Origin of the sequence: Marinomonas pontica, from assembly GCF_036322735.1 — a bacterium.
In the GTDB taxonomy this organism is placed as follows: domain Bacteria; phylum Pseudomonadota; class Gammaproteobacteria; order Pseudomonadales; family Marinomonadaceae; genus Marinomonas; species Marinomonas pontica.
Window position 1 is genome coordinate 1,172,977 of sequence record NZ_AP027271.1, and the last position, 20,855, is coordinate 1,193,831.

Genomic DNA, 20,855 nt, shown 5'->3' on the forward strand with positions numbered 1-20,855 from the left:
CGGTTATTTTCCAGAATTAAAAATAGCCGCCATGCTGTCTTCTGGTTCGCTTTCCACCAGTGGCCATCCACCAAGGCGTTTCAAACGATTCACCATTTCGCAAAAGAGTTCAGCGGTTTTTTCAGTGTCGTATTTCGCTGAGTGTGCTTCGGAGTTGCTAAACGGGATAGAGGCCGCTTCACACGCTTTCGCTAACACAGTTTGTCCATATACCAGCCCTGCTAAACTTGCCGTATCGAAGCTCGAAAATGGGTGGAATGGATTGCGTTTTACATCCGCTCGCTCAATGGCTGCGTTTAGGAATCCGTGGTCAAATGCGGCGTTGTGCCCCACCAAAATGGCGCGTTTACAGCCTACAGATTTCAGTTCTTTGCGAACTTTTGTAAACATTTGAGACAGCGCTTCTTCTTCTGGCATGTCCTGTCTATCAGGAGCAAACGGGTCAATGCCGGTAAAGTCGAGCGCTGCTTTTTCAAGGTTTGCGCCTTCAAATGGCTTGATCAAAAATTCTAATGTTTCATGGATGTATAAATCGCCATTTTCATCCATTCTTAGGATGCTGGCCGCCATTTCTAACAAAGCATCTGTTTTTTGATTAAAGCCTGCGGTTTCTACGTCGATAACAACAGGTAGGAAGCCGCGGAATCGATCTTTGATTTCATGGTTTGACAAAAGAAGGTCCTTAATTCTGCCGCTTGATCAACAGTAACGGTATACAATAGGATCGCATCATAACACATTTGATAATGCTTGAACGAGATGTCTAAATGGGAATTCCCCAACAACTTCTAATTCGCACCACATTTTTATTGGCCGCTGGCTTAGCGTGGACGCAGGCTAACGCCATTACACATTACCAATCGGGTATTTCGGATTCTGAGTGGCTTCTTGCGGGCGATATTTTTTCTTGCAGCTTAACGCATCCCGTGCCGAATTATGGCGAAGGTCATTTTATAAAAGAAGCGGGCGAACCGATGAAATTCATCCTGCAACCGCAGAATGAAAAGTTGGGCCCTGGCCAAGTGTATATTATTTCCCAAGCGCCTGATTGGTCGCCGGGCGTGAAGCCAGAAACGCTGGATATTTTACCTTACCCAGGTTACGGGTTAACCGTGGAAGTGGGTGGCAAAGTGGCGGAACGTATGTTGACGAGCTTGGATCGTGGTCGACATCCAGTGGTCGCTGGAACTGCGTGGGAAAACAGCCGAGAAACCGTAGAGGTGGGGCTGTCGAACATTAATTTTGCGCCAGCCTACAACGAATTTAGACGCTGTTTGTCCAGTTTATTGCCCGTTAATTACGATCAGATTGCCAGAACAGCGGCCTTGTTTACGACAAACGGGGTTGATCTTACGGACCGAATTAAAGCTCGTTTAGATTTGGTGGCCTTGTATGTGTCTTCCGACCCCAGTGTGGAATACATTTACATTGATGGTCACACAGACATCATTGGTTCGCGTCGAGATAACCGAGAATTGTCTAAAATACGTGCCGAAAAAGTGACGGCGTATTTGCTTGAGAAAGGCGTGCCCGCGGCCAAAATTATCTCTCGTTATCATGGTGAACGTTATCCTTCAGCGACCAACAATACGGCGCAAGGTCGAGAACGTAACCGACGTGTGACGATTCGTTTGGAAAAAAATGAGGCGAGTTGATTTGCCGATTTTCTGATTGTCTCTGAATTGTAAGAAATAGCCCTGTTTTGCCGATTTATCTGTGTAGAACGGGGCTTTTTACTTGCTAAGCAAGAATCGAGATCTTACACTTACCACCCCTTTTTTTAAATTATTTGCGCCGCCATGTACTGGTTTGAAAGCATTGGTGAGGGAGCGCGAGCTCGTTGAGGAGAATAGAGATAATGTCTGACGTGAAGAAGGTTGTGCTAGCCTATTCAGGCGGCCTAGATACTTCCGTAATCGTGAAGTGGCTTCAAGAAGAGTATAACTGTGAAGTGGTTACCTTTACCGCTGATTTGGGTCAGGGTGAGGAAGTAGAACCAGCTCGCGCTAAAGCTCAAGCGTTGGGTATTAAGGAAATCTACATTGAAGATTTGCGCGAAGAATTTGTTCGCGACTTCGTTTTCCCTATGTTCCGTGCCAACACTATTTACGAAGGTGAGTACCTATTAGGTACATCGATCGCTCGTCCATTGATTGCAAAACGTTTGATCGAAATTGCCAATGAAACGGGTGCGGATGCTATTTCTCACGGCGCGACAGGCAAAGGTAACGACCAAGTGCGTTTTGAACTTGGCGCGTACGCATTGAAACCTGGCGTTAAAGTGATTGCACCTTGGCGTGAATGGGACCTAACGTCTCGTGAAACGCTAATGGCTTACTGTGAAGAACACAAAATTCCGGTTGATTTTTCGACTAAAAAGAAAAAATCGCCTTATTCTATGGACGCTAACTTACTGCACATCTCTTTTGAAGGGGATCAGTTGGAAGACCCATGGACAGAGCCAGAAGACGACATGTGGCGTTGGTCTGTTTCTCCAGAAAATGCACCAAATGAACCTACTTACATCGAAATTGGTTACGAGAAAGGCGACCCAATTTCTATCAATGGTGAAGCAATGTCTCCTGCAACTATCTTGGAAACATTGAACAAGATTGGTGGCGCGAACGGCATTGGCCGTGTTGATATCGTAGAAAACCGCTTTGTTGGCATGAAAGCGCGTGGCTGCTATGAAACACCTGGCGGCACTATCATGATGCGTGCTCACCGCGCCATTGAGTCTATTACACTAGACCGTGAAGCGATGCACCTGAAAGATGAAATGATGCCTCGCTACGCTAAATTGATTTACAACGGTTTCTGGTGGTCAGAAGAGCGTCGTATGATGCAAGCTTTGATCGACACATCACAAAAATACGTAAACGGTACAGTGCGCCTTAAGTTGTACAAAGGTAACGTAAGCGTGGTTGGTCGTCAGTCTGATAACAGCTTGTTCGACAGCAAAATTGCGACATTTGAAGACGATGCTGGTGCTTACGATCAGAAAGACGCAGCAGGCTTCATTAAGCTGAATGCACTTCGTATGCGTATTGCCGCACAAAAAGGTCGTGGTTTTCTAGATAACGACAAGTAATCACTGTCTGTTTTAGAAAATTAAGCTTTCAAAAAACGCTCCGTTCTTGCAGAATTGGGGCGTTTTTTATTTTTTGTACGCTTGGTCAATATTTGTGATTAGATCGACTGAGTTGACTGCGTAGTGGTGTTGGGTAGGACGATCTACCGTAACCCATGTTCATACTGAAGGAAGGCTATAATGACAATTTATAATGTTGGCTCGATTAACCTCGACCACCTTTATCAGCTTGATCACTTTGTTCGACCTGGTGAAACCATGGCCTCAGACAGCTACCAATGTTTACTGGGTGGTAAAGGGGCAAATCAGTCTGTGGCGTTAGCCAAGGCAGGGGCTGACGTTAAACATGTCGGTGCTGTGCATCACAGTGATCAAGCGGTGATTGATCAGTTAGAATCGCTTGGTGTTAACACGGACTTAATCAAGCGAGTAGACACAGCCACAGGTCATGCGATTATTCAGCTCACCAAAGCCGCGGAAAACTCGATTATACTGTACCAAGGTGCAAACCATACGTTGTCGGAAGCGCAAATTGACCAGGTGTTATCCAGTGCAAGTGCTGGTGATTGGGTGCTGTTGCAAAACGAAACCAATCTGATCGAATACACCATGCGTAAAGCACAACAGCATCAGGTCAAGGTTGCGTTTAATCCAGCGCCGATGGATGCAGAGCTGACAAAGCACGTTTTGGAGTTTGTTGACTTATTGATCGTCAACGAAGTCGAAGGCATGGATTTGATGGGAACAACAGATATCGACAGTACCATCGCTGCGTTTCCGAAAGCGTACCCTGAACTTGCGGTTCTCATGACGTTAGGAAAAGCGGGTGTGTGCTATTTTAGTGGCAACGAAACCTTGTCTGTGGACGCTTTTTCGGTTGACGCTGTCGATACGACCGCGGCAGGGGACACATTTATCGGCTACTGTTTGTCTTCTTTAATGAGTGGGGACGATATGACTCAGGCAATTACTCGTGCCTGTGCAGCCTCTGCCATTTGTGTTACACGTTTGGGGGCGGCGTCATCCATTCCAACACAAGACGAAGTGACGGCTTTTCTTGCTGAACATAGTTAGCCAAAAACCGTTAACCAAAAGAATTCGCTAAAAATAGTTAGCCAAAATGACATAGCAAACAACAAATTGCTAAAAGAGGAACAGAAACATGGCTCGTAAAATTATTATTGATACCGATCCGGGTATAGACGACGCAATGGCGATCTTTTTTGCCTTCCAAGCGCCACAGCTTGACGTGCTGGGTCTGACTACGACGTTTGGTAATGTGTCTGTGGAATTGGCAACACAAAATGCCATTACCTTGACGGAAATCGCCAAGGTAAATGTGCCTGTGGCGAAAGGTGTTGCGGTACCAAGTAAAATAGCCCCACGCCCACATCCTGACTTTGTTCATGGTGCTGATGGTTTTGGCAATATCGATTGGCCAGCACCAAAAGGCCAAGCCGTTGATAAAAGCGCCGCGCAGTTTATCGTTGATACTGTGCGTGAATTTCCAGGTGAAGTGACCATTATCGCTCTTGGTCCGCTAGGTAACTTGGCAAAAGCGCTTGAGCTTGATCCAGAAGTAGCCAACTTAGTCGATGAAGTGGTGTTAATGGGTGGTACTGCGATTGAATACGGTAACGTATCCCCAGTAGCGGAAGCGAACATCATGAACGATCCTCATGCGGCGGATAAGGTATTTACTGCGCCTTGGCAAGTGACCATGATTGGTCTGGATGTGACGCATCAAGTATTGTTGGATAACCCTATTCTAGAGCGTATTAGAGAAGCAAACCCAACAGAGGGTGGCTTCTTGTACGATTGCGCTCAGCATTACATTAATTTCTACAGCAGTCGATTTGATATGAATGGGTGTTACTTCCATGATGCATCAACCATTGCGTACGTGTTAGATCCGAGTATTTTTGGTGTTGAGTTGGGTGCCGTTCGCGTAGCGTGTGAAGGTATTGGCATCGGCCAAACGATTTTTGCACCGCAGGGTATGAGTTTTCCTGAGCCCCATTGGAATGATGTACCAATGACGCAAGTGTGTATGGAAGTGGACAGCCAAAAACTATTGGCATTATTTGAGACAACCCTGTCTTAAATCGTTAGAATGGCGCAATCAAACTGGAAGGCATGGACAGTAACCCCATGCCTTTTTTATTTATAAAGAGAAAGATATGAAATTATTAGTTAGAAACCTAGCGCGTAACACCACAGAACAAGAGCTAAGAGTCTTGTTTGCAAAACATGGCACATTGCAATCTTGTAATCTTGTAATGGACAAAGAGACCGGCGAATCAAAAGGTTTTGCCTTTGTTGAAATGCCAAAAGTCGGTGACGCTAAAGTGGCCATTAAAATGCTAAACGGCAAAGAAGTTGACGGATCAAAAATTCGTGTGAAAAAAGCAGAAGAGACTGCGAAAAAAGTGGGTAGCGATGACGCAGAGTAAAATCCGCATCGAGTAATCTGCTATCCTAGCTTGTCTTTGTTATGAGCTAGGAATGAGCGTCAGCAAATACTTTGATAAACTCCACATCTTTGTTTGAAATCGTATGATAAGACAGCTTTATATAGTGCTTATTATGCTCATTAAAGACATCCAATTCTGGGTCACACAGCGCGACAATCGTGGCTGTTTTTCCTTCATGAATGGCCTTCAGCTCCAGTTTCACCATTTTAGATCCCTGTAAACCTCCTGGTGCTTCTACTTCGATTTTTTGTGTTGATATGTGTGTGCAATGGATTGGCATAACCATCCCATTGGTCAAATACAAAGAACCTGTCCAAAAGCAACGAACATAGGGTGAATGAGAAATAGACACAGGAATTATCCTTTGCTGGGTGAAGAACTAAAATCGATAACGATGCGTTTGCAATCGTCATTATAATGCAAGAATGTTCGCAATGGATAGTTGCAATAATATGATGCAAATCAAGGTGTTGCACATGCACGTACAACACCTTGAGTTTTGGGGAGCGTAAATCGCAAGTGAAAAATTAGCTTACTTGCTTAATGGTTTCTCCTAGAGCATTGATGAGACTGTCCATTTCAGATTGCTCTGTTGTAAATGGTGGTGCTAACTGAATGGTATCGGCACCATAACGCACGTAATAGCCTTTCTCAAACATGGACATAGCAATCTGGAAAGGACGTTTCGCAGGCTCGCCATCGACTGGGGCAATGGTGATGCCCGCTGCAAAACCGTAGTTGCGAATATCAGTGACAATGGAGCTCGCACCTTTCAGTTGATGAACACCGTTTTCCCACGTGGAGCTCATGCTCTTAACGCGCTCAATCAAACCTTGTTTTTTTATCTCAGCGAGAGAAGCCAATCCCGCAGCGCAGGCAATAGGGTGGGCTGAGTAGGTGTAGCCATGAGGAATCTCTAGCATGTAATCCGGACCGCCATTGTCCATGAAGGTGTCGTAGATTTCTTGTTTAAAGGCCACAGCGCCCATTGGGATCACCCCATTGGTAACTTGTTTTGCCATGGTAATCACGTCAGGCGTCACGCCAAAGGCTTCTGCGCCGGTTTTCGCGCCCATGCGCCCAAACGCGGTGATGACTTCATCAAAGATGAGCAAGATATTGTGCTGATCACAGATCTCACGCAAACGCTGCAAATACCCTTGTGGTGGAACGATAACGCCAGCGGAGCCTGACATGGGTTCAACAATGACGGCGGCAATGTTTGATGCATCGTGCATTGTAATAAGGTTAATTAGATCGTCAGCACGTTCTTTGCCTTGCTCTGCCATGCCTTTGGTAAATTCACTCCCCGGCACTTGAGTATGCGGTAAATGATAAGACTCTAAACCTTGACCGTACAGCGTGCGATTCGCGGGAATACCGCCCACGCTAAAGCCAGAAATACCAGCGCCATGATAGCCCTTTGCGCGGCCGATGAATTTTGTTTTCGTGCCCATGCCTTTTTTGCGCCAGTATGCACGAGCAATTTTTAATGCCGTATCTACCGATTCAGAACCTGAACCTGTGAAGAAAACGCGGTTCAAGCCTTCAGGCATAAATTCGGTAATCTGTTCGGCCAACAGGAAAGATTTCTCGTGACCAAATTGAAAAGCAGGGGAGTAATCCAGAGTTTTTACTTGTTGAGCCACCGCTTCATTGATCGCTGGAACACTGTGGCCTAAGCCGCAAGTCCACAACCCAGATAAACCGTCAAAGATCTGACGACCATCAAGGTCAGTGTAATAGTTGCCCGCCGCAGATGTAATAATACGAGGGTCTTTCTTAAACTGACGATTGCCTGTGTAGGCCATCCAGTGTGCATCAAGTTGAGCTTGGGTCAAACTGGATTTAGTAATGTGGCTCATATCAAACTCTCTCTAAAGTTGAACATCAATAGAGTAAGAATGCCGAGCAAGAAAGGTTTAATAAATGTGATGTTATTTAATTTTAGATTAGTCTTTGATTAACTAATGGTGGAGTCGTTATGAGCGTTCGCCTGTCTACAAAATTAAGTAGAGGTTTTGTCCTTGTATTCGCAAAGGTCTTCAATAATGCAGGCATCGCATTTAGGCTTTCGAGCGACACAAATATAGCGCCCATGAAGAATCATCCAGTGGTGAGCGTCTAATAAGAACTCTTTCGGGACGAACTTGAGCAACTTCATTTCCACTTCTAGGACGTTTTTGCCCGGTGCGACTTTGGTTCGATTGCCAAAGCGAAAAATATGCGTATCCACTGCCATGGCCACTTGGCGAAACGCCGTATTGAGTACCACATTGGCCGTTTTACGACCAACACCTGGAAGGGCTTCCAGTTCTTCTCGTGTTTCTGGCACCACGCTGTTGTGTTTATCGATCAGTATTTGGCAGGTTTTGATGGCGTTTTCGGCTTTGGCGTTAAATAAGCCAATGGTTTTGATGTAGCTTTTTAGGCCATCAACGCCAAGCGCCAACATGGTTTCTGGGGTGTTGGCGACAGGGAAGAGTTTGCGTGTGGCTTTATTGACGCTGACATCTGTGGCTTGAGCAGAAAACAAAACGGCGATCAAAAGTTCAAAAGGCGAGCTGTATTCTAGCTCGGTTACGGGATTTGGGTTTTCAGCTCGTAAGCGAGAAAAGATCTCGTAGCGCTTTTCTTTGTTCACAATAAGTAGCCTTTATTTACTTTAATACCCCCTCCCAACCTCCCCCTTAGCAGGGGGAGGAGCTTAGAGCGTTTTACTCCTTCCCAACCTCCCCCTTAGCAGAGGGAGGAGCTTAGAGCTTTTTTATTCCTTCCCCTTATCTTCAAGGGGAAGGCTAGGATGGGGTTGTGTAGATCTTGGTGTAAAGTGTTAACTAACCTGCCCAGTCACACGAACGCGTTTCGATGCGCTTGGGCCGTCTTTGGCTTTTTGCGTGGCAACGCGTTTTTTCTCACGTTCGTCTAGGTAGTTTTTGCCGGCGATCAACAAGCCTAAGCCAATGAAAGCGCCAGGTGGCAATACAGCAAATAATACATTTGGGTAGTTTTCAAAAACGACGACTTTCCAATGAATGGCCATGTCGCCGAATAAAAGCTGCATGTCGGAAAACAGTGTTCCTTGTCCGATTAATTCACGCATAGCACCTAAGGTAACGAGGATAAACATGAAGCCCAAGCCCATCATAAAACCATCGAGCGCAGAAGGCAGCACAGGGTTGCGGCTAGCGAAAGCGTCAGCACGGCCAAGTATCGCGCAGTTTGTCACGATAAGCGGAATGAAAATCCCCAGAATCTGGTACAACTCATACGTGTAAGCTTGCATGATCAACTCGATCGACGTGGTGAACGAGGCGATGATCATCACAAACGCAGGAAGACGAACGGCATCAGCAACATAGTTACGGATGATAGAAACCGCAATGTTTGAACCCACTAATACCACTAAGGTAGCGAGCCCAAGACCCAGTGCGTTAACCACCGTGCTGGTGACGGCCAGCATAGGACACAATCCCAACAACTGAACCAAAGCAGGGTTGTTTTTCCAAATGCCGTTATAAATGATTTCAGCGTAATTCGCGCTTGGCTTACCCTCGTCTTGGGTCGCGTCACTTGTTGCTATTTCTGCGCTCATTTTCATTGGGCTATCCTAATACGCTAACAGCGTATCTTTGTGTTGATCAAAATAAATAAGGGTGTTTTTCACCGCGCGAACCACGGCGCGAGGGGTGATGGTTGCGCCGGTAAACTGGTCGAAATCACCGCCGTCTTTTTTCACGCCCCAGCCTTTTAAGCTCGGGTTTTCAAGCGACTTATTAGCAAAACCTAAAATCCACTTGGATTTTTTGAGGTCGACCTTGTCACCTAGCCCCGGTGTTTCTTTATGACTAATGACTCGGCTGCCCGTCACTGTGCCGTTTTTATCAATGGCAACTAACATGTCTAAATTGCCGTTATAACCGCGTGGTGCGATGGTTTCGAAGATGATTCCCGACACGTCACCGTTTTTGCGAGCGATGTGAATCTTGATGCCTTCTTCGCTGCCCAATAACGGATCAGCAGGCAAGTACGCGGTGTCTTTGGTTAAATCATTGTCGTACAAATCCGCAGGCAAAATTTCGTTAAAAGCGGAAATTTGCGCATCCAAAATGTTGTTCTTGATGGTGTTGTCTGTGAGCTGGTGAGTCGTGGCAATAAGGCCTGCTGTCAGCACCGCAAAAATAGCAAGACCCAGACTGTTGCGACGAATAGAGGCGAACAATTCCATTAGTTATCCTCCCCAACTTTTAAACCGGATTTGGCTTTTTTGTGGCCGTAGGTTCTCGGTTGTGTGTAGTAATCGATTAACGGTGCCGCGAAGTTCATCAGCAATACACCAAACGCCACGCCATCAGGATAACCGCCCCAAGAGCGAATAATGTAAATCAAAATGCCAATACCGGCGCCATAAATCAGTTTGCCGCGATTACTGGTGCAAGATGACACTGGGTCAGTGGCAATAAAGAAGGCACCAAACATGGCTGCGCCAGTGGTTAAGTGGAAAAACGGTGTTGCCGTATCGGTTGGGTCGATCAAATGAAACACGCCAGACATCACCAACAAAGCACCAAGCAACGCGGCGGGCGTGTGCCACGTAATAATACGCAACCAGATCAGTGCCAGACCACCCACAAGGTACGCTAGATTTACCCAAAGCCAGCCGTTTAAGCTAGGGACTTGAAGAGCCGCAATGCTGCTAAAAGCCGTTTGCGTGTCTAACAAGTCTTTGTGTTTGAAACCATCTAATGGCGTTGCCATGGTGTAGCTGTCGATCACCGGAAGGTGATGGAAAATGGCTTGTAAACTTTGTAGGAAAGACAAAGTCTCACCCGCAGAAATCATACTTTGCACGCCCAACCACTGGCTCATAGGAACAGGAAAAGACACTAAGACAATGGCATAACCGACCATAGCAGGGTTGAATGGATTATTGCCCAAGCCGCCATAAAGCTGTTTAGCAAAGATGATCGCAAACGCAACGGCGGTTACTGTTACCCACCAAGGCACAACAGGAGGCAATGCTACCCCTAATAAGACAGCGGTTAACAAGGCGCTGTAGTCTTTCAAAAAGAAACCGACAGAGCGACGACGAATGGCCAAAATGGCGGCTTCACTTAATAGTGCTGTGATGCAGGCAATCATTAGGTTGATAAGCGTGCCCCAGCCAAATAGCCAAGTCTGTACGACTATGCCGGGAATGGTCGCTAAAATGACCATCTGCATCACCCAAGAGGTGCGGCGTCCTGCACGTTGTGTGTGGGGGGAGGTGATCCTCAATAATGCCATTTAACGATTCTCTTGCATGTTGGTTTGCGAATGAATAAGTTTTTCTAACAAGGCTTCAGCGCTTTGCAGACGTTTCTCGGCTGCATCAATCTCTTGGCGAATGCTGTTGGTGTCTTCTGGCGAGTTTTCTAGGCGCTTGTTGAGCTTGTTTATTTGCGCTTTTGCTAATGCCACCGCAATTTTTTCTTTCTTGATTTGCGTGGCCAGATCCATGTCAGCCGCGGCTTGAGCTTCAGCTGGCACCGCCTTAGTTTCTGTTTTAGCCGTTGCTGGTGTTGGTTGCTCGCTTTCTAGTGTAGCCAGCTTTTCTTGCGCTTCGATCAGTTTTTTAGGCCATTCTGAAGCGTTGATTTCGCTTTCGTCCTTGCCTTGGTCTTTTAAAAGCTGAATGTTTTTCTCGGCTTTTTTAATGCCGGCCTTGGCAATGGCCAGATCAATTTTGCGTTTCTTCGCGGCATCGGCATCGGCACTGTCTGCTACGGATTCGGCTTTAGCGGTTGTCGTTTCAGCCGTCTGTGTTGCGGCTTCTGGATTGGCTAAGGCTTTCTCTAATTCGTCAGCACGCTGTTGCGCGTCTTGCAATTGCTGACGGATAGCATCTATTTCGGGTGCGTTAATCTCTTCCGCTTTCTTCAAAGCTTTTTCGACTTTTTTTACGGCCGCTTTGGCGATAGCCGCATCGATCTTGAGCTTCTTCAGATCATCATTGGCTGCGGCTTTAGGAGCGCTTGCCACCGGTGCGCTGGCGCCCAATGTCGCCAAGATGGCTTGTGCGGCTTTAAGATCCGCTTCAAATCCAGCGACTTTGTCTTTTAGTTCTTGGTCGTCTGGTGACTCGTCCAGTTGTTTCTGTAGCTTTTTCAATTTCACGCCAATGAGCGCCACATCGATTTTGGCTTTTTTCAATTCGTCATTGGCTGGGGCTGGTGTAGCCTCGGCAGCAGGCGCTGCTTGAGCTACGTTCGCCAGCTGAGCTTCAAGAGAGGCAACGGTCTTTTCTTGATCGCTGACTTGCAGTTGTAAGCTGTTGATGTCTTCCACATGCTCGTTTTCTTGCGCTTCTAGTAGCTGTTTTTGCAATTTCTTCAGCTTAGATTTGCCAATGGCGATGTCCACTTTTAGCTTTTTAGAATCGTCTGATGCAGGCGCTGCAACGGCAGGTGCGGCCTTGGCAGGCGTTGCTTTCTTCGCATCTGTAGTTTTGCTTGGCGCGGCTTTTTGACGAGCCAGACGTTTCGCTTCTTTTTCTGCGGCTTCGGCGTCTTGGCGAGCTTTACGGGCTTCAAAACGTTGCTTCGCCAAGTCGGATTTAACGTTGGCTTCACGAGCTTCGCGGATGCTGCTTTTCGTGTGGCGATAATACTGCACCAAGGGAATGCTGCTTGGGCACACATAAGAGCACGCGCCACATTCGATGCAATCGAAAAGGTTGTGATGCTCGGCTTTTTCGAACTCTTGGCTTTTACTGAACCACAATAATTGCTGAGGCAATAAGCTGGCTGGGCAGGCTTGTTCGCACATACCGCAACGAATACAAGCTTGCTCGGGAGCCGGTGTTGGCAGTTCTTTTTTGCTGGCCGCCAAAATGCAGTTGCTGGTTTTAACGATTGGCACCAACGGGGAGTCAATTGTATATCCCATCATTGGGCCACCCATAATTAGGCGGTGTAGCGCGTTCGGATTTGCGTCAGCGTAATCCAATAAATGGGAAATGGGGGTGCCCAGTAAGACTTCCACGTTTTGAGGCGCATTCAATGCATCACCCGTTAACGTGGTAAAACGCGAAATCAGTGGTCTGCCGAGTTTTATGGCGTCATGGACAGCAACACAGGTGCCGACGTTTTGACACAAAATACCGATGTCGGCTGGGTATTGTCCACTGGGTACTTCTTTGCCCGTTAAAAGCTGGATTAATTGTTTCTCACCGCCAGACGGGTATTTTGTTGGTACAACGGCGACTTGGATGTTGCTATTACGCTGTGTCAGCACGGTTTTTAAGGCCGCGATGGCGGTTGGTTTGTTGTCTTCGATACCGATGACGACGTTTTCGGCTTCCACTAGGTGTTGAAGAATTTCGATGCCCAATACCAACTCTAGTGTTTTTTCGCGAATGAGCATGTCATCTGCGGTGATGTAAGGCTCACATTCGGCCGCGTTAATAATAAAATGTGTCAGCGGATTTTTGTGCGCTCCCTGCAGTTTTACCTGTGTTGGAAAGCCCGCACCGCCCATGCCGATGATGCCCATTTCGGACAAATACGCCAACACGTCAGTTTTGCTGATGTCTTGCCAGTTGTTTAATGGTTCTAGTGTTGTCCATGTGTCTTTGCCGTCTGGGGTAAGGATAATACAAAGGTCACTCAAGCCAGACGGGTGAGCAATCAAGCGCTCTTCGATTGCGCTGACCGTGCCAGACGTTGGAGCATGCAAAAAGCTGCTCAAAAAGCCGTTGTTAATGGCAATGGCGTCGCCTTTTAGTACGCTATCACCCACTTTGACTAAAGGGCGTGAGCTTTGGCCAATGTGCTGACCCAGTGGTAAAATAAGCTCGCTTGGTAAACTAGGGCGACCCAATGGCAGTTGCAAAGACTGCGCTTTGTTTTCAGCAGGGTGGATGCCACCATGAAAGGAGAAAATACTGGCGGTTTGCATTAGTGAACAACCTCCGCTTGGCGATCCGTGGCAATAATATTCAATGAGGTGGCCGCGATACCTTGCGGTTTGTCCCAAGACCAAGTTTTTGCTGTCACGCCAACTTCTACCATATCAATACAATCTACTGGGCAAGGTTCGACACACAGGTCACAACCTGTACATTCATCCGCAATCACGGTGTGCATTTGTTTTGCTGCGCCAAGAATGGCGTCCACAGGGCAGGCTTGAATACACTTGGTGCACCCAATGCATTCATCTTCACGAATCACCGCCACACGTTTTGCGGTTTCTGTGCCGTGATCGCCATCCAAAGGCACAGCTTCTACATCCAGTAAGTCTGCTAACGCTTGAATGGTGCTTTGTCCACCCGGTGGGCAATGGTTAATCGCTTCGCCGTTCGCAATGGCTTCGGCGTAAGGACGACACCCTGGGTGACCGCATTGGCCACATTGAGTTTGAGGAAGTAGGGCATCAATTTGGTCAACAATCGGGTCGCCTTCTACGTGGAAACGCACATTGGCGTAACCCAAAATAGCGCCAAAAACCAGTGACAGGAGCACCAACATTCCGATAGCGAGTAAAACAGTTAACATCGTCGTACTCCTAAATCTGCACAAGGGCGGTGAAGCCCATGAAAGCCAGAGCCATCAGACCCGCCGTGATCATACCGATGGCAGAACCTTTAAACACAGTCGGTACATCGGCCACGTTAATGCGTTCACGCATTGCCGAGAACAGAATCAAGACGAAAGAGAAGCCCACCGCCGCACCAAAACCGTAAAGAATGGATTCAACAAAGCCGTTTTGCTTGCTGATGTTTTGCAGCGCCACGCCCAATACCGCACAGTTGGTAGTAATTAATGGGAGAAAAATACCCAATACGCGATACAGCAAAGGGCTGGTTTTATGCACCACCATTTCGGTGAACTGAACGACAACCGCAATGACCAAAATGAACGAAATGGTTTGTAGGTATTCAAGACCAAATGGCTGGAGTATGTAGGTATAAGTGAGATAACTACACAGGCTCGACAAGGTCAAAACAAAGGTGGTCGCCATTGCCATGCCAATCGAGGTTTCTAGTTTTCCAGACACACCCATGAAAGGGCAAAGACCCAAAAACTGTACCAAAACAAAGTTATTAACCAGAATGGTACTGACCAGTATCAGGAGATATTCAGTCATCTCAAATCCAAAGTATGCGGTGAATAGTATGTGGTTTTAGATGTATCTAGGTAAAAACATCTGTGAGCGTAACTATACCAATCTGCTTATAACTAACAAAGCTAAAAGTATCGTATTTTTAGTCTGATTTAGTATATAGATAATAGGTTACGCTTATATAAGTATGATTTATGTTTGCTTATTAATGCCAATGCTCACCTTATCAATAAATGTTCGCATTTATCACAAGGTGAGCATTGAAGTCAGTCACGACATGAGCGGACGATAGCCCGCTCAGCTAGGTTACATCACGCGTTGGCCAGGTTTTGCACCAGCATGAGGTTCCAGTAGGTAAATTTCTTCACCGCCAGGCCCTGCAGCCAATACCATGCCTTCAGACAGACCGAACTTCATTTTACGTGGCGCAAGGTTAGCCACCATGACTGTGTGTTTGCCTTCTAAGTCTTCTGGCTTATAAGCAGACTTAATACCAGAGAACACAGTGCGAGTTTCGCCACCAATGTCCAAGGTCAATTTTAGCAGCTTATTGGCTTTTTCAACGTGCTCGGCTTTCACGATTAAGGCGATGCGCAAATCGACTTTAGCGAAGTCGTCAAAGGTAATCTCGGCTTCGATTGGCTCTTTGCTTAGCTCGGTTTCAACCTGAGCGGGTTGAGCGGCTTCTTTGGCTGCCGCTTCAGCCGCCGCTTCTGCTTTGCCTTCTTCGATGATGGCATCAATTTGCGTTTGCTCAATACGGCCCATTAGTGGCTTGAATTTGTTTACCGTGTTGCCAAACAATAATTCGCTGCGGTTATCCCAAGTTAGCTCTTTGCCAAGGAAGGCCTCGGCGTCGGCCACCAAGTTTGGCATCACTGGCTTCAAGTAGGTCGCTAAGATGCTAAACAAGTTCAAGGCAACCGTACAAACGTCCTGAACTTTCGGCAACGTCGCTTCGTCTTTTGCCAATACCCAAGGCGCTTGAACCGCAATGTATTCGTTGGCTACGTCAGCAAGGCGCATGACTTCACGAATGGCTTTACCGTATTCGCGGCTTTCAAAATGTTCCGCAATCACATCGCCCGCGTCGACGAACGATTGAATCATTTCCGCTTCGCTCACGTCAGTCGCTAATTGGCCATCGAACTTTTTGTTGATGAAGCTGGCGGTACGACTCGCGATGTTAACGACTTTACCCACAACATCTGAATTCACGCGCTGCAAGAAATCGCCTAGGTTAAGGTCGATGTCGTCAACACGAGAGTTTAGTTTGGCGGCATAGTAGTAACGCAAGTACTGTGGGTCCAAATGCTTCAAGTAAGTACGGGCTTTGATAAAAGTACCGCGCGACTTAGACATTTTTTCGCCGTCAACGGTGACGTAACCGTGTGCGTTGACCGCTGTTGGTGTGCGGTAGCCAGCACAGTCCAGCATCGCAGGCCAGAACAAGGCGTGGAAATTGATAATGTCTTTACCGATGAAATGGTAAAGCTCAGCGTCAGAATCTTTGCCCCAGTAATCGTCAAACTCTAACCCTTCGGTGCGATCACACAGGTTTTTGAAACTCGCCATGTAACCAATCGGAGCGTCTAGCCAAACGTAGAAGTATTTGCCCGGCGCGTCTGGAATTTCAAAACCAAAGTAAGGCGCATCGCGGCTGATGTCCCATTCTTTTAGGCCAGAATCCAACCACTCAGATAGCTTGTTAGCCACTTGGTCTTGCAAGGTGCCGCTGCGTGTCCATTTCGCTAGGAAATCTTGGAAATCTGGCAATTTAAAGAAATAGTGTTCAGAGTCTTTCTCAATCGGTGTCGCACCAGAATAAACCGAGCGAGGGTTGATCATTTCCATTGGCGTGTACGTCGCAGAACAGACTTCACAGTTGTCGCCGTATTGATCTTCTGCTTTACACTTAGGGCAAGTCCCTTTAATGAAACGATCCGCAAGGAACATTTCTTTCTCTGGATCGTAGGCTTGCACGATAGAGCGAACCGCGATTTTGCCATTGTCACGCAGGGCTTTGTAAATGCTGTTTGAAAACTCACGGTTTTCGTCAGAATGCGTAGAATGGTAGTTGTCGTACCCAATCAGGAAGTCATTAAAGTCCGCCATGTGCTCTTGGCGAACACCGTCGATCAATTCTTCTGAGGTAATGCCTTGTTGTGCGGCTTTGATCATAATGGCCGTGCCGTGCGCATCATCCGCACACACAGCAGTACAAAGATGGCCGCGCATTTTTTGAAAACGCACCCAGATATCGGTTTGGATGTGTTCCAGCATGTGCCCCAAATGGATGGAACCATTTGCATAAGGAAGGGCGCTGGTGACTAAAATTTTGCGTTGCGTTTGTGCCATTTTTGATAAGCCTGCTGCATTAAAAAAGGTCGGGTATTCTATCAATAATTAAGAGCGAATGACGAATGATAAACGCCTCAAGATACGGATAGTGTATAGAAAGCCGTCATTATAAGTCCCAATCACTCATGTGCAAGGGGTAGCTTTCTTACCTTGACTTGCTTTTCCATAATTTGCCCCCACACTTGGCACAACGTTGTAAAATAAACTTTATCTTTATTACCGCCTTACTAGGAGCCCCCATGCTAACCGATGCCCAATTACAGGCGAGTTTAGAAACCCTAATCGATGACAATAGCGGCCAACCTTATGGTGCTGTTTGGCGAGTTGTTGCCGATGACAGCCGCGTTCATGTCACTTTAACGCTCGGCTATCCTGCGCAACAAGAACACGCGATTTTAGAAGCCAAGATCAAAGAACTGATGGCCGATTCTCGCCGTCTAGAACTCGATATTGACTACCAAGTAAAGAGCCACGCAACTCAAGGCAACATTGCCGGACTGAAAGGCGTGAAAAACGTCATTGCTGTGGCATCTGGAAAGGGCGGTGTGGGCAAATCCACCACCACGGTTAACCTTGCCCTTGCCATGGCGAAAGAGGGGGCTCGTGTTGGTATTCTAGATGCCGATATCTACGGCCCAAGCCAAGGTATGATGCTAGGCTTTGCCGAAGGCACTCGACCACAAGTTCGCGAAGACAAATTCTTCGTGCCGCCAAGCGCCTTTGGTGTGCAAGTGATGTCCATGGCATTTCTGACCACCAAAGACACGCCCGTAGCATGGCGTGGTCCTATGGTAACGGGTGCTTTGATGCAGATCTTGACGCAAACTGATTGGGACAATCTTGATTACCTTTTCATCGATATGCCACCGGGCACGGGTGACATTCAACTTACCCTAGCGCAAAAAGTGCCAGTGGCCGGTTCTGTGATCGTGACAACCCCACAAGACATCGCCTTGCTGGATGCTCGTCGCGGCATTGAAATGTTCAACAAGGTTAAAATCCCAGTGTTGGGCGTGGTGGAAAATATGTCCACTCACATCTGTTCTAACTGCGGCCATCACGAAGCCATCTTTGGTGACGAAGGCGGTGCAAGTTTAGCAAAAGAATATAACGTCAATGTGCTGGGCAAACTGCCACTTAGCCTTGCGATTCGTGAACAAAGCGATGCAGGCCGTCCTATCGTCGTAAATGCCCCAGAAAGTGACGCGGCAGGCATTTATCAGTCGATTGCACGCAAGCTTGGTGCTACCCTTGCATCCCAACAGAATGTACAAACAGCAATGCCTATTATTGGTATGAGCGACGATTGAGGAAAAGTAATGCGTTTGTGTGACCGAGATATTATAAAAGCCCTAGACGAAGGTTCCATTATCATCGAACCCCGCCCAGATAACAGCGTCATCAGTGGTGTATCTGTTGACCTACGATTGGGCAACTCGTTTCGTGTCTTTCAAGGTCACCCAGCGCCTTATCTTGATCTAAGCAGCTCAAAAGCCGACTTAAGCAAAGTTATAGAATCCGTGATGAGCGAAGAAATCCTTGTCGAAGACGGCAAACCTTTCTTCATCCATCCGGGCGAACTCGTACTTGGCGTCACCAAAGAATCCGTCACCGTGCCAGACAACCTAGTGGGCTGGCTTGACGGACGTTCCTCTTTAGCGCGCCTTGGCTTAATGGTTCACGTCACCGCACACCGCATCGACCCAGGTTGGAGCGGCGGCATCGTTCTAGAATTCCTTAACGGCGGCAAATTACCCATCGCCCTAAGCCCAGGCATGACTATTGGTGCCATCAACTTTGAAACCATGTCGGGCTCTGCGGATCGTCCTTATAACAAACGGGATAACGCTAAGTATAAAGACCAAACCTCCGCGGTTGGCAGCCGGATTTCCGGTGATAAATCTTAGATCCTTTATAAGATCGACTAGAAAGAGGCCTCGGCCTCTTTTTTTTGTGTCTAAATTCCCTCCCCTTATGTCTTCCAAGGGGAGGGCTAGGGTGGGGTTAATCTCTTCTTTGGGTTCCATTCAAACGTTTTGTATTTCCAACCTTTTTTCCGCTCTGCTGAGCGGGTAAGTTTTTGCAAGCGCCCAAAAACTTCAGATTAAAGGAAAGCAAAAATTCGCTTTATCGGGCTATCGCCCAAACGTCTCATTCATATTGTTAAACATCACGTCTAGCAAGACGATCTTTACTGTAAGGCATAGATTGTTTTTGCTGGTGGAGGGAAAGGGATTTTTAACTGACCCTGAAACTCCATAGAGTCGCGCAACTTTGTTGCGTCGAACTGACTTCTAGAGAGAAACATAAACTGAAGATATACGTCATTTCCCACAAGGGGACAGGTGCCCGCGAAGGCGGGAATCAATCTTTGACGGTTAGTGATAGCGTGCTTATTTAGCTTAATTTCGTATTTTTTAGGTTGATAAATGTACAGTCTGTTGACATAAAAGCCTGAGATAACGATACTAAGCATGTAGATGACGTGGCGGTAGAGGCATCCCCACATGAAAAACACCAACCTCATTTGACGTCGCGGCGGTAGAGGTATCCCCGCAATAAATAGCATCAACCTCAATGGAAGTTCTACTCGAAAAGCCCTTATTTTATAAGGGCTTTTTGTTTTTATAACAAGGATGGTTATGAAAATCAGGCTGTTAACAGAAACTGCTTACAATCGAATAATTACACTTCAAGAAACCATGAGTAAAAAAGATCGTGGTTATGGTGTGATTCCAGTCAAGATTCAAAATATCACCTTTGCGATTCCATTTCGAAGCAATATGGCTCATAAACATGGGTTTAAAACCATATTCCACAATGGCGTCTGGAATGGTGTTGACTACTCCAAAGCCATCGTCATTACAGAAGACGATCTACAGCCAAAAGCTTTCAAACTTCGTAGCGAAGCGGAATACCAAAAAGTAAAAAATAACAAAGACAAAATTCAACGGCAATTTGAGAAGTATGTAAACGACTATGTCTCACAAGCAAAATTGGGAAACCTCCCGAATCTACAGCGCTTTGGTTATACTACGTTGGTTAATTACCATGAAGAGCTTGGGGTGTAGGGTGTTATGAACGCAGCTGCTTGGACGTTTGGGCGAGAGCTCGACAATAGAGCAGCCCCATCCTCCGCCTTCCCCTTGGAAGACAAAAGGGGAAGGGACTAAGCCCTCGCCCAGCAGGGCGGAATAAACTTGTAGCTAAAAGTCATTGAGAAGTCACAAATCTACTTGCAGACCAAAAAAAAATTAACCCAACCATACGAAGTACCAACCTATGCGTTTACTAAAATCCTCGATCCATCCAAGCATCGAGTCTGTCGATCAACCCTTTTTTTTACGTCTTGCTGCCCGTGGGATTATTTTAAAAGGCGAGGATATTTTGATGCTGTATACCCAGCGTTACGATGATTATACCTTGCCGGGTGGTGGGATTGATGAAGGGGAAAATCAGGTGGAAGGTTTGATCCGTGAGTTAACGGAGGAGACGGGGGCGCGAAATATTCGCAATGTCGAGGCGTTTGGTTTGTATGAGGAGTTTCGGCCTTGGAATAGGGATGGTTTCGAGATCATGCAGATGAAGTCTTATTGTTATACCTGTGAGATTGATGAGCAGTTAGGTGAGACAAGTTTGGAGGATTACGAGGTTAACAATGGTATGAAGCCGGTGTGGATTACTGTTCACGATGCCATTAAGCATAATCTCGATACGATTAAAAACAGCGATAAAAAAGGCATGTCGATTGAGCGTGAAACCTTTTTGTTGCGTTTGATCAGGGATGAGTTGCTGACGGTTGTAAGTTGATTTTAACGCCCATTTGC

The 20,855-nt window shown here is 46.8% G+C and carries 20 protein-coding genes; 9 read left to right on the plus strand and 11 right to left on the minus strand.

What is annotated here, in order from left to right; all coding sequences use genetic code 11:
* Nucleotides 1-3: 3 nt before the first annotated feature.
* A complete protein-coding gene (gene rnt / locus AABA11_RS05485; RefSeq protein ID WP_265728943.1) occupies nt 4-672 on the minus strand; it encodes a ribonuclease T in 669 nt (222 codons plus the stop codon).
* 95 nt (nt 673-767) lie between these two features.
* Between rnt and AABA11_RS05490 the strand changes: the two genes are divergently transcribed.
* The 5 genes from AABA11_RS05490 (at nt 768) to AABA11_RS05510 (ending at nt 5,544) form a co-directional block, all read left to right on the plus strand.
* Nucleotides 768-1,655, plus strand: a complete 888-nt coding sequence (locus AABA11_RS05490; RefSeq protein WP_338266095.1) for a flagellar protein MotY — start codon at nt 768-770, stop codon at nt 1,653-1,655.
* A gap of 203 nt (nt 1,656-1,858) precedes the next feature.
* Nucleotides 1,859-3,091 (plus strand): argininosuccinate synthase, encoded by a 1,233-nt coding sequence (locus tag AABA11_RS05495; RefSeq protein WP_338266097.1) that lies wholly within the window; start codon nt 1,859-1,861, stop codon nt 3,089-3,091.
* 180 nt (nt 3,092-3,271) lie between these two features.
* The gene (locus AABA11_RS05500) at nt 3,272-4,165 is read left to right on the plus strand and encodes a ribokinase (RefSeq protein ID WP_265728946.1); all 894 of its coding nucleotides are present in this window, start codon (nt 3,272-3,274) and stop codon (nt 4,163-4,165) included.
* A gap of 88 nt (nt 4,166-4,253) precedes the next feature.
* A complete protein-coding gene (locus AABA11_RS05505; protein ID WP_265728947.1) occupies nt 4,254-5,195 on the plus strand; it encodes a nucleoside hydrolase in 942 nt (313 codons plus the stop codon).
* A gap of 76 nt (nt 5,196-5,271) precedes the next feature.
* On the plus strand, nt 5,272-5,544 hold the full coding sequence (locus AABA11_RS05510) for an RNA recognition motif domain-containing protein (RefSeq protein WP_338266101.1): 273 nt from the start codon (nt 5,272-5,274) through the stop codon (nt 5,542-5,544).
* Nucleotides 5,545-5,590: 46 nt separating this feature from the next.
* Here AABA11_RS05510 and AABA11_RS05515 read toward each other — a convergent pair whose 3' ends face one another.
* The 10 genes from AABA11_RS05515 to metG all read right to left on the minus strand — a co-directional run bounded on the left by AABA11_RS05515 (nt 5,591) and on the right by metG (nt 17,025).
* Entirely contained in the window at nt 5,591-5,917 is a 327-nt protein-coding gene (locus AABA11_RS05515) for a hypothetical protein (protein ID WP_338266102.1), read from the minus strand.
* A 175-nt stretch (nt 5,918-6,092) separates the two neighbouring features.
* On the minus strand, nt 6,093-7,430 hold the full coding sequence (gene aptA, locus AABA11_RS05520; protein ID WP_338266104.1) for an omega-aminotransferase AptA: 1,338 nt from the start codon (nt 7,428-7,430) through the stop codon (nt 6,093-6,095).
* A gap of 143 nt (nt 7,431-7,573) precedes the next feature.
* Entirely contained in the window at nt 7,574-8,209 is a 636-nt protein-coding gene (gene nth / locus AABA11_RS05525) for an endonuclease III (protein WP_265728951.1), read from the minus strand.
* A 189-nt stretch (nt 8,210-8,398) separates the two neighbouring features.
* Nucleotides 8,399-9,160: an electron transport complex subunit E gene (locus AABA11_RS05530; RefSeq protein WP_265728971.1), complete on the minus strand. Its 762-nt coding sequence runs from the start codon at nt 9,158-9,160 to the stop codon at nt 8,399-8,401.
* A gap of 15 nt (nt 9,161-9,175) precedes the next feature.
* Entirely contained in the window at nt 9,176-9,793 is a 618-nt protein-coding gene (rsxG, locus tag AABA11_RS05535) for an electron transport complex subunit RsxG (RefSeq protein WP_265728952.1), read from the minus strand.
* Nucleotides 9,793-10,851: an electron transport complex subunit RsxD gene (rsxD, locus tag AABA11_RS05540; RefSeq protein ID WP_338266106.1), complete on the minus strand. Its 1,059-nt coding sequence runs from the start codon at nt 10,849-10,851 to the stop codon at nt 9,793-9,795. The genes rsxG and rsxD overlap by 1 nt, the downstream gene beginning before the upstream one ends.
* Nucleotides 10,852-13,503, minus strand: coding sequence for an electron transport complex subunit RsxC (rsxC, locus tag AABA11_RS05545; RefSeq protein WP_338266110.1), 2,652 nt, complete (start codon nt 13,501-13,503; stop codon nt 10,852-10,854).
* Complete coding sequence (gene rsxB / locus AABA11_RS05550) at nt 13,503-14,099, minus strand: electron transport complex subunit RsxB (protein ID WP_265728954.1); 597 nt, start codon at nt 14,097-14,099, stop codon at nt 13,503-13,505. The genes rsxC and rsxB overlap by 1 nt, the downstream gene beginning before the upstream one ends.
* A gap of 10 nt (nt 14,100-14,109) precedes the next feature.
* Nucleotides 14,110-14,691 (minus strand): electron transport complex subunit RsxA, encoded by a 582-nt coding sequence (gene rsxA, locus AABA11_RS05555; protein ID WP_012069258.1) that lies wholly within the window; start codon nt 14,689-14,691, stop codon nt 14,110-14,112.
* Between the two features lie 282 nt (nt 14,692-14,973).
* The gene (gene metG, locus AABA11_RS05560) at nt 14,974-17,025 is read right to left on the minus strand and encodes a methionine--tRNA ligase (protein ID WP_265728955.1); all 2,052 of its coding nucleotides are present in this window, start codon (nt 17,023-17,025) and stop codon (nt 14,974-14,976) included.
* A 242-nt stretch (nt 17,026-17,267) separates the two neighbouring features.
* Here metG and apbC point away from each other — a divergent pair, with 242 nt between their 5' ends.
* From apbC to AABA11_RS05580, 4 genes are all read left to right on the plus strand, one after another.
* Nucleotides 17,268-18,338: an iron-sulfur cluster carrier protein ApbC gene (gene apbC, locus AABA11_RS05565; RefSeq protein ID WP_338266118.1), complete on the plus strand. Its 1,071-nt coding sequence runs from the start codon at nt 17,268-17,270 to the stop codon at nt 18,336-18,338.
* A gap of 9 nt (nt 18,339-18,347) precedes the next feature.
* Nucleotides 18,348-18,935 (plus strand): dCTP deaminase, encoded by a 588-nt coding sequence (gene dcd, locus AABA11_RS05570; RefSeq protein WP_338266121.1) that lies wholly within the window; start codon nt 18,348-18,350, stop codon nt 18,933-18,935.
* A 735-nt stretch (nt 18,936-19,670) separates the two neighbouring features.
* Nucleotides 19,671-20,099, plus strand: a complete 429-nt coding sequence (gene tenpIN, locus AABA11_RS05575; RefSeq protein WP_409371097.1) for a type III toxin-antitoxin system TenpIN family toxin — start codon at nt 19,671-19,673, stop codon at nt 20,097-20,099.
* Between the two features lie 211 nt (nt 20,100-20,310).
* Nucleotides 20,311-20,838, plus strand: a complete 528-nt coding sequence (locus AABA11_RS05580; protein WP_338266123.1) for an NUDIX hydrolase — start codon at nt 20,311-20,313, stop codon at nt 20,836-20,838.
* The last annotated feature ends 17 nt before the right edge of the window (nt 20,839-20,855 follow it).

Bases quoted from the DNA above. Each gene is read 5' to 3' on its own strand.
- AABA11_RS05490 (WP_338266095.1), top strand. From the start codon at position 768: ATGGGAATTCCCCAACAACTTCTAATTCGCACCACATTTTTATTGGCC.
- AABA11_RS05495 (WP_338266097.1), top strand. From the start codon at position 1,859: ATGTCTGACGTGAAGAAGGTTGTGCTAGCCTATTCAGGCGGCCTAGAT.
- AABA11_RS05500 (WP_265728946.1), top strand. From the start codon at position 3,272: ATGACAATTTATAATGTTGGCTCGATTAACCTCGACCACCTTTATCAG.
- AABA11_RS05505 (WP_265728947.1), top strand. From the start codon at position 4,254: ATGGCTCGTAAAATTATTATTGATACCGATCCGGGTATAGACGACGCA.
- AABA11_RS05510 (WP_338266101.1), top strand. From the start codon at position 5,272: ATGAAATTATTAGTTAGAAACCTAGCGCGTAACACCACAGAACAAGAG.
- aptA (WP_338266104.1), bottom strand. From the start codon at position 7,430: ATGAGCCACATTACTAAATCCAGTTTGACCCAAGCTCAACTTGATGCA.
- AABA11_RS05530 (WP_265728971.1), bottom strand. From the start codon at position 9,160: ATGAGCGCAGAAATAGCAACAAGTGACGCGACCCAAGACGAGGGTAAG.
- rsxG (WP_265728952.1), bottom strand. From the start codon at position 9,793: ATGGAATTGTTCGCCTCTATTCGTCGCAACAGTCTGGGTCTTGCTATT.
- rsxD (WP_338266106.1), bottom strand. From the start codon at position 10,851: ATGGCATTATTGAGGATCACCTCCCCCCACACACAACGTGCAGGACGC.
- rsxC (WP_338266110.1), bottom strand. From the start codon at position 13,503: ATGCAAACCGCCAGTATTTTCTCCTTTCATGGTGGCATCCACCCTGCT.
- rsxB (WP_265728954.1), bottom strand. From the start codon at position 14,099: ATGTTAACTGTTTTACTCGCTATCGGAATGTTGGTGCTCCTGTCACTG.
- rsxA (WP_012069258.1), bottom strand. From the start codon at position 14,691: ATGACTGAATATCTCCTGATACTGGTCAGTACCATTCTGGTTAATAAC.
- metG (WP_265728955.1), bottom strand. From the start codon at position 17,025: ATGGCACAAACGCAACGCAAAATTTTAGTCACCAGCGCCCTTCCTTAT.
- apbC (WP_338266118.1), top strand. From the start codon at position 17,268: ATGCTAACCGATGCCCAATTACAGGCGAGTTTAGAAACCCTAATCGAT.
- dcd (WP_338266121.1), top strand. From the start codon at position 18,348: ATGCGTTTGTGTGACCGAGATATTATAAAAGCCCTAGACGAAGGTTCC.
- tenpIN (WP_409371097.1), top strand. From the start codon at position 19,671: ATGAAAATCAGGCTGTTAACAGAAACTGCTTACAATCGAATAATTACA.
- AABA11_RS05580 (WP_338266123.1), top strand. From the start codon at position 20,311: ATGCGTTTACTAAAATCCTCGATCCATCCAAGCATCGAGTCTGTCGAT.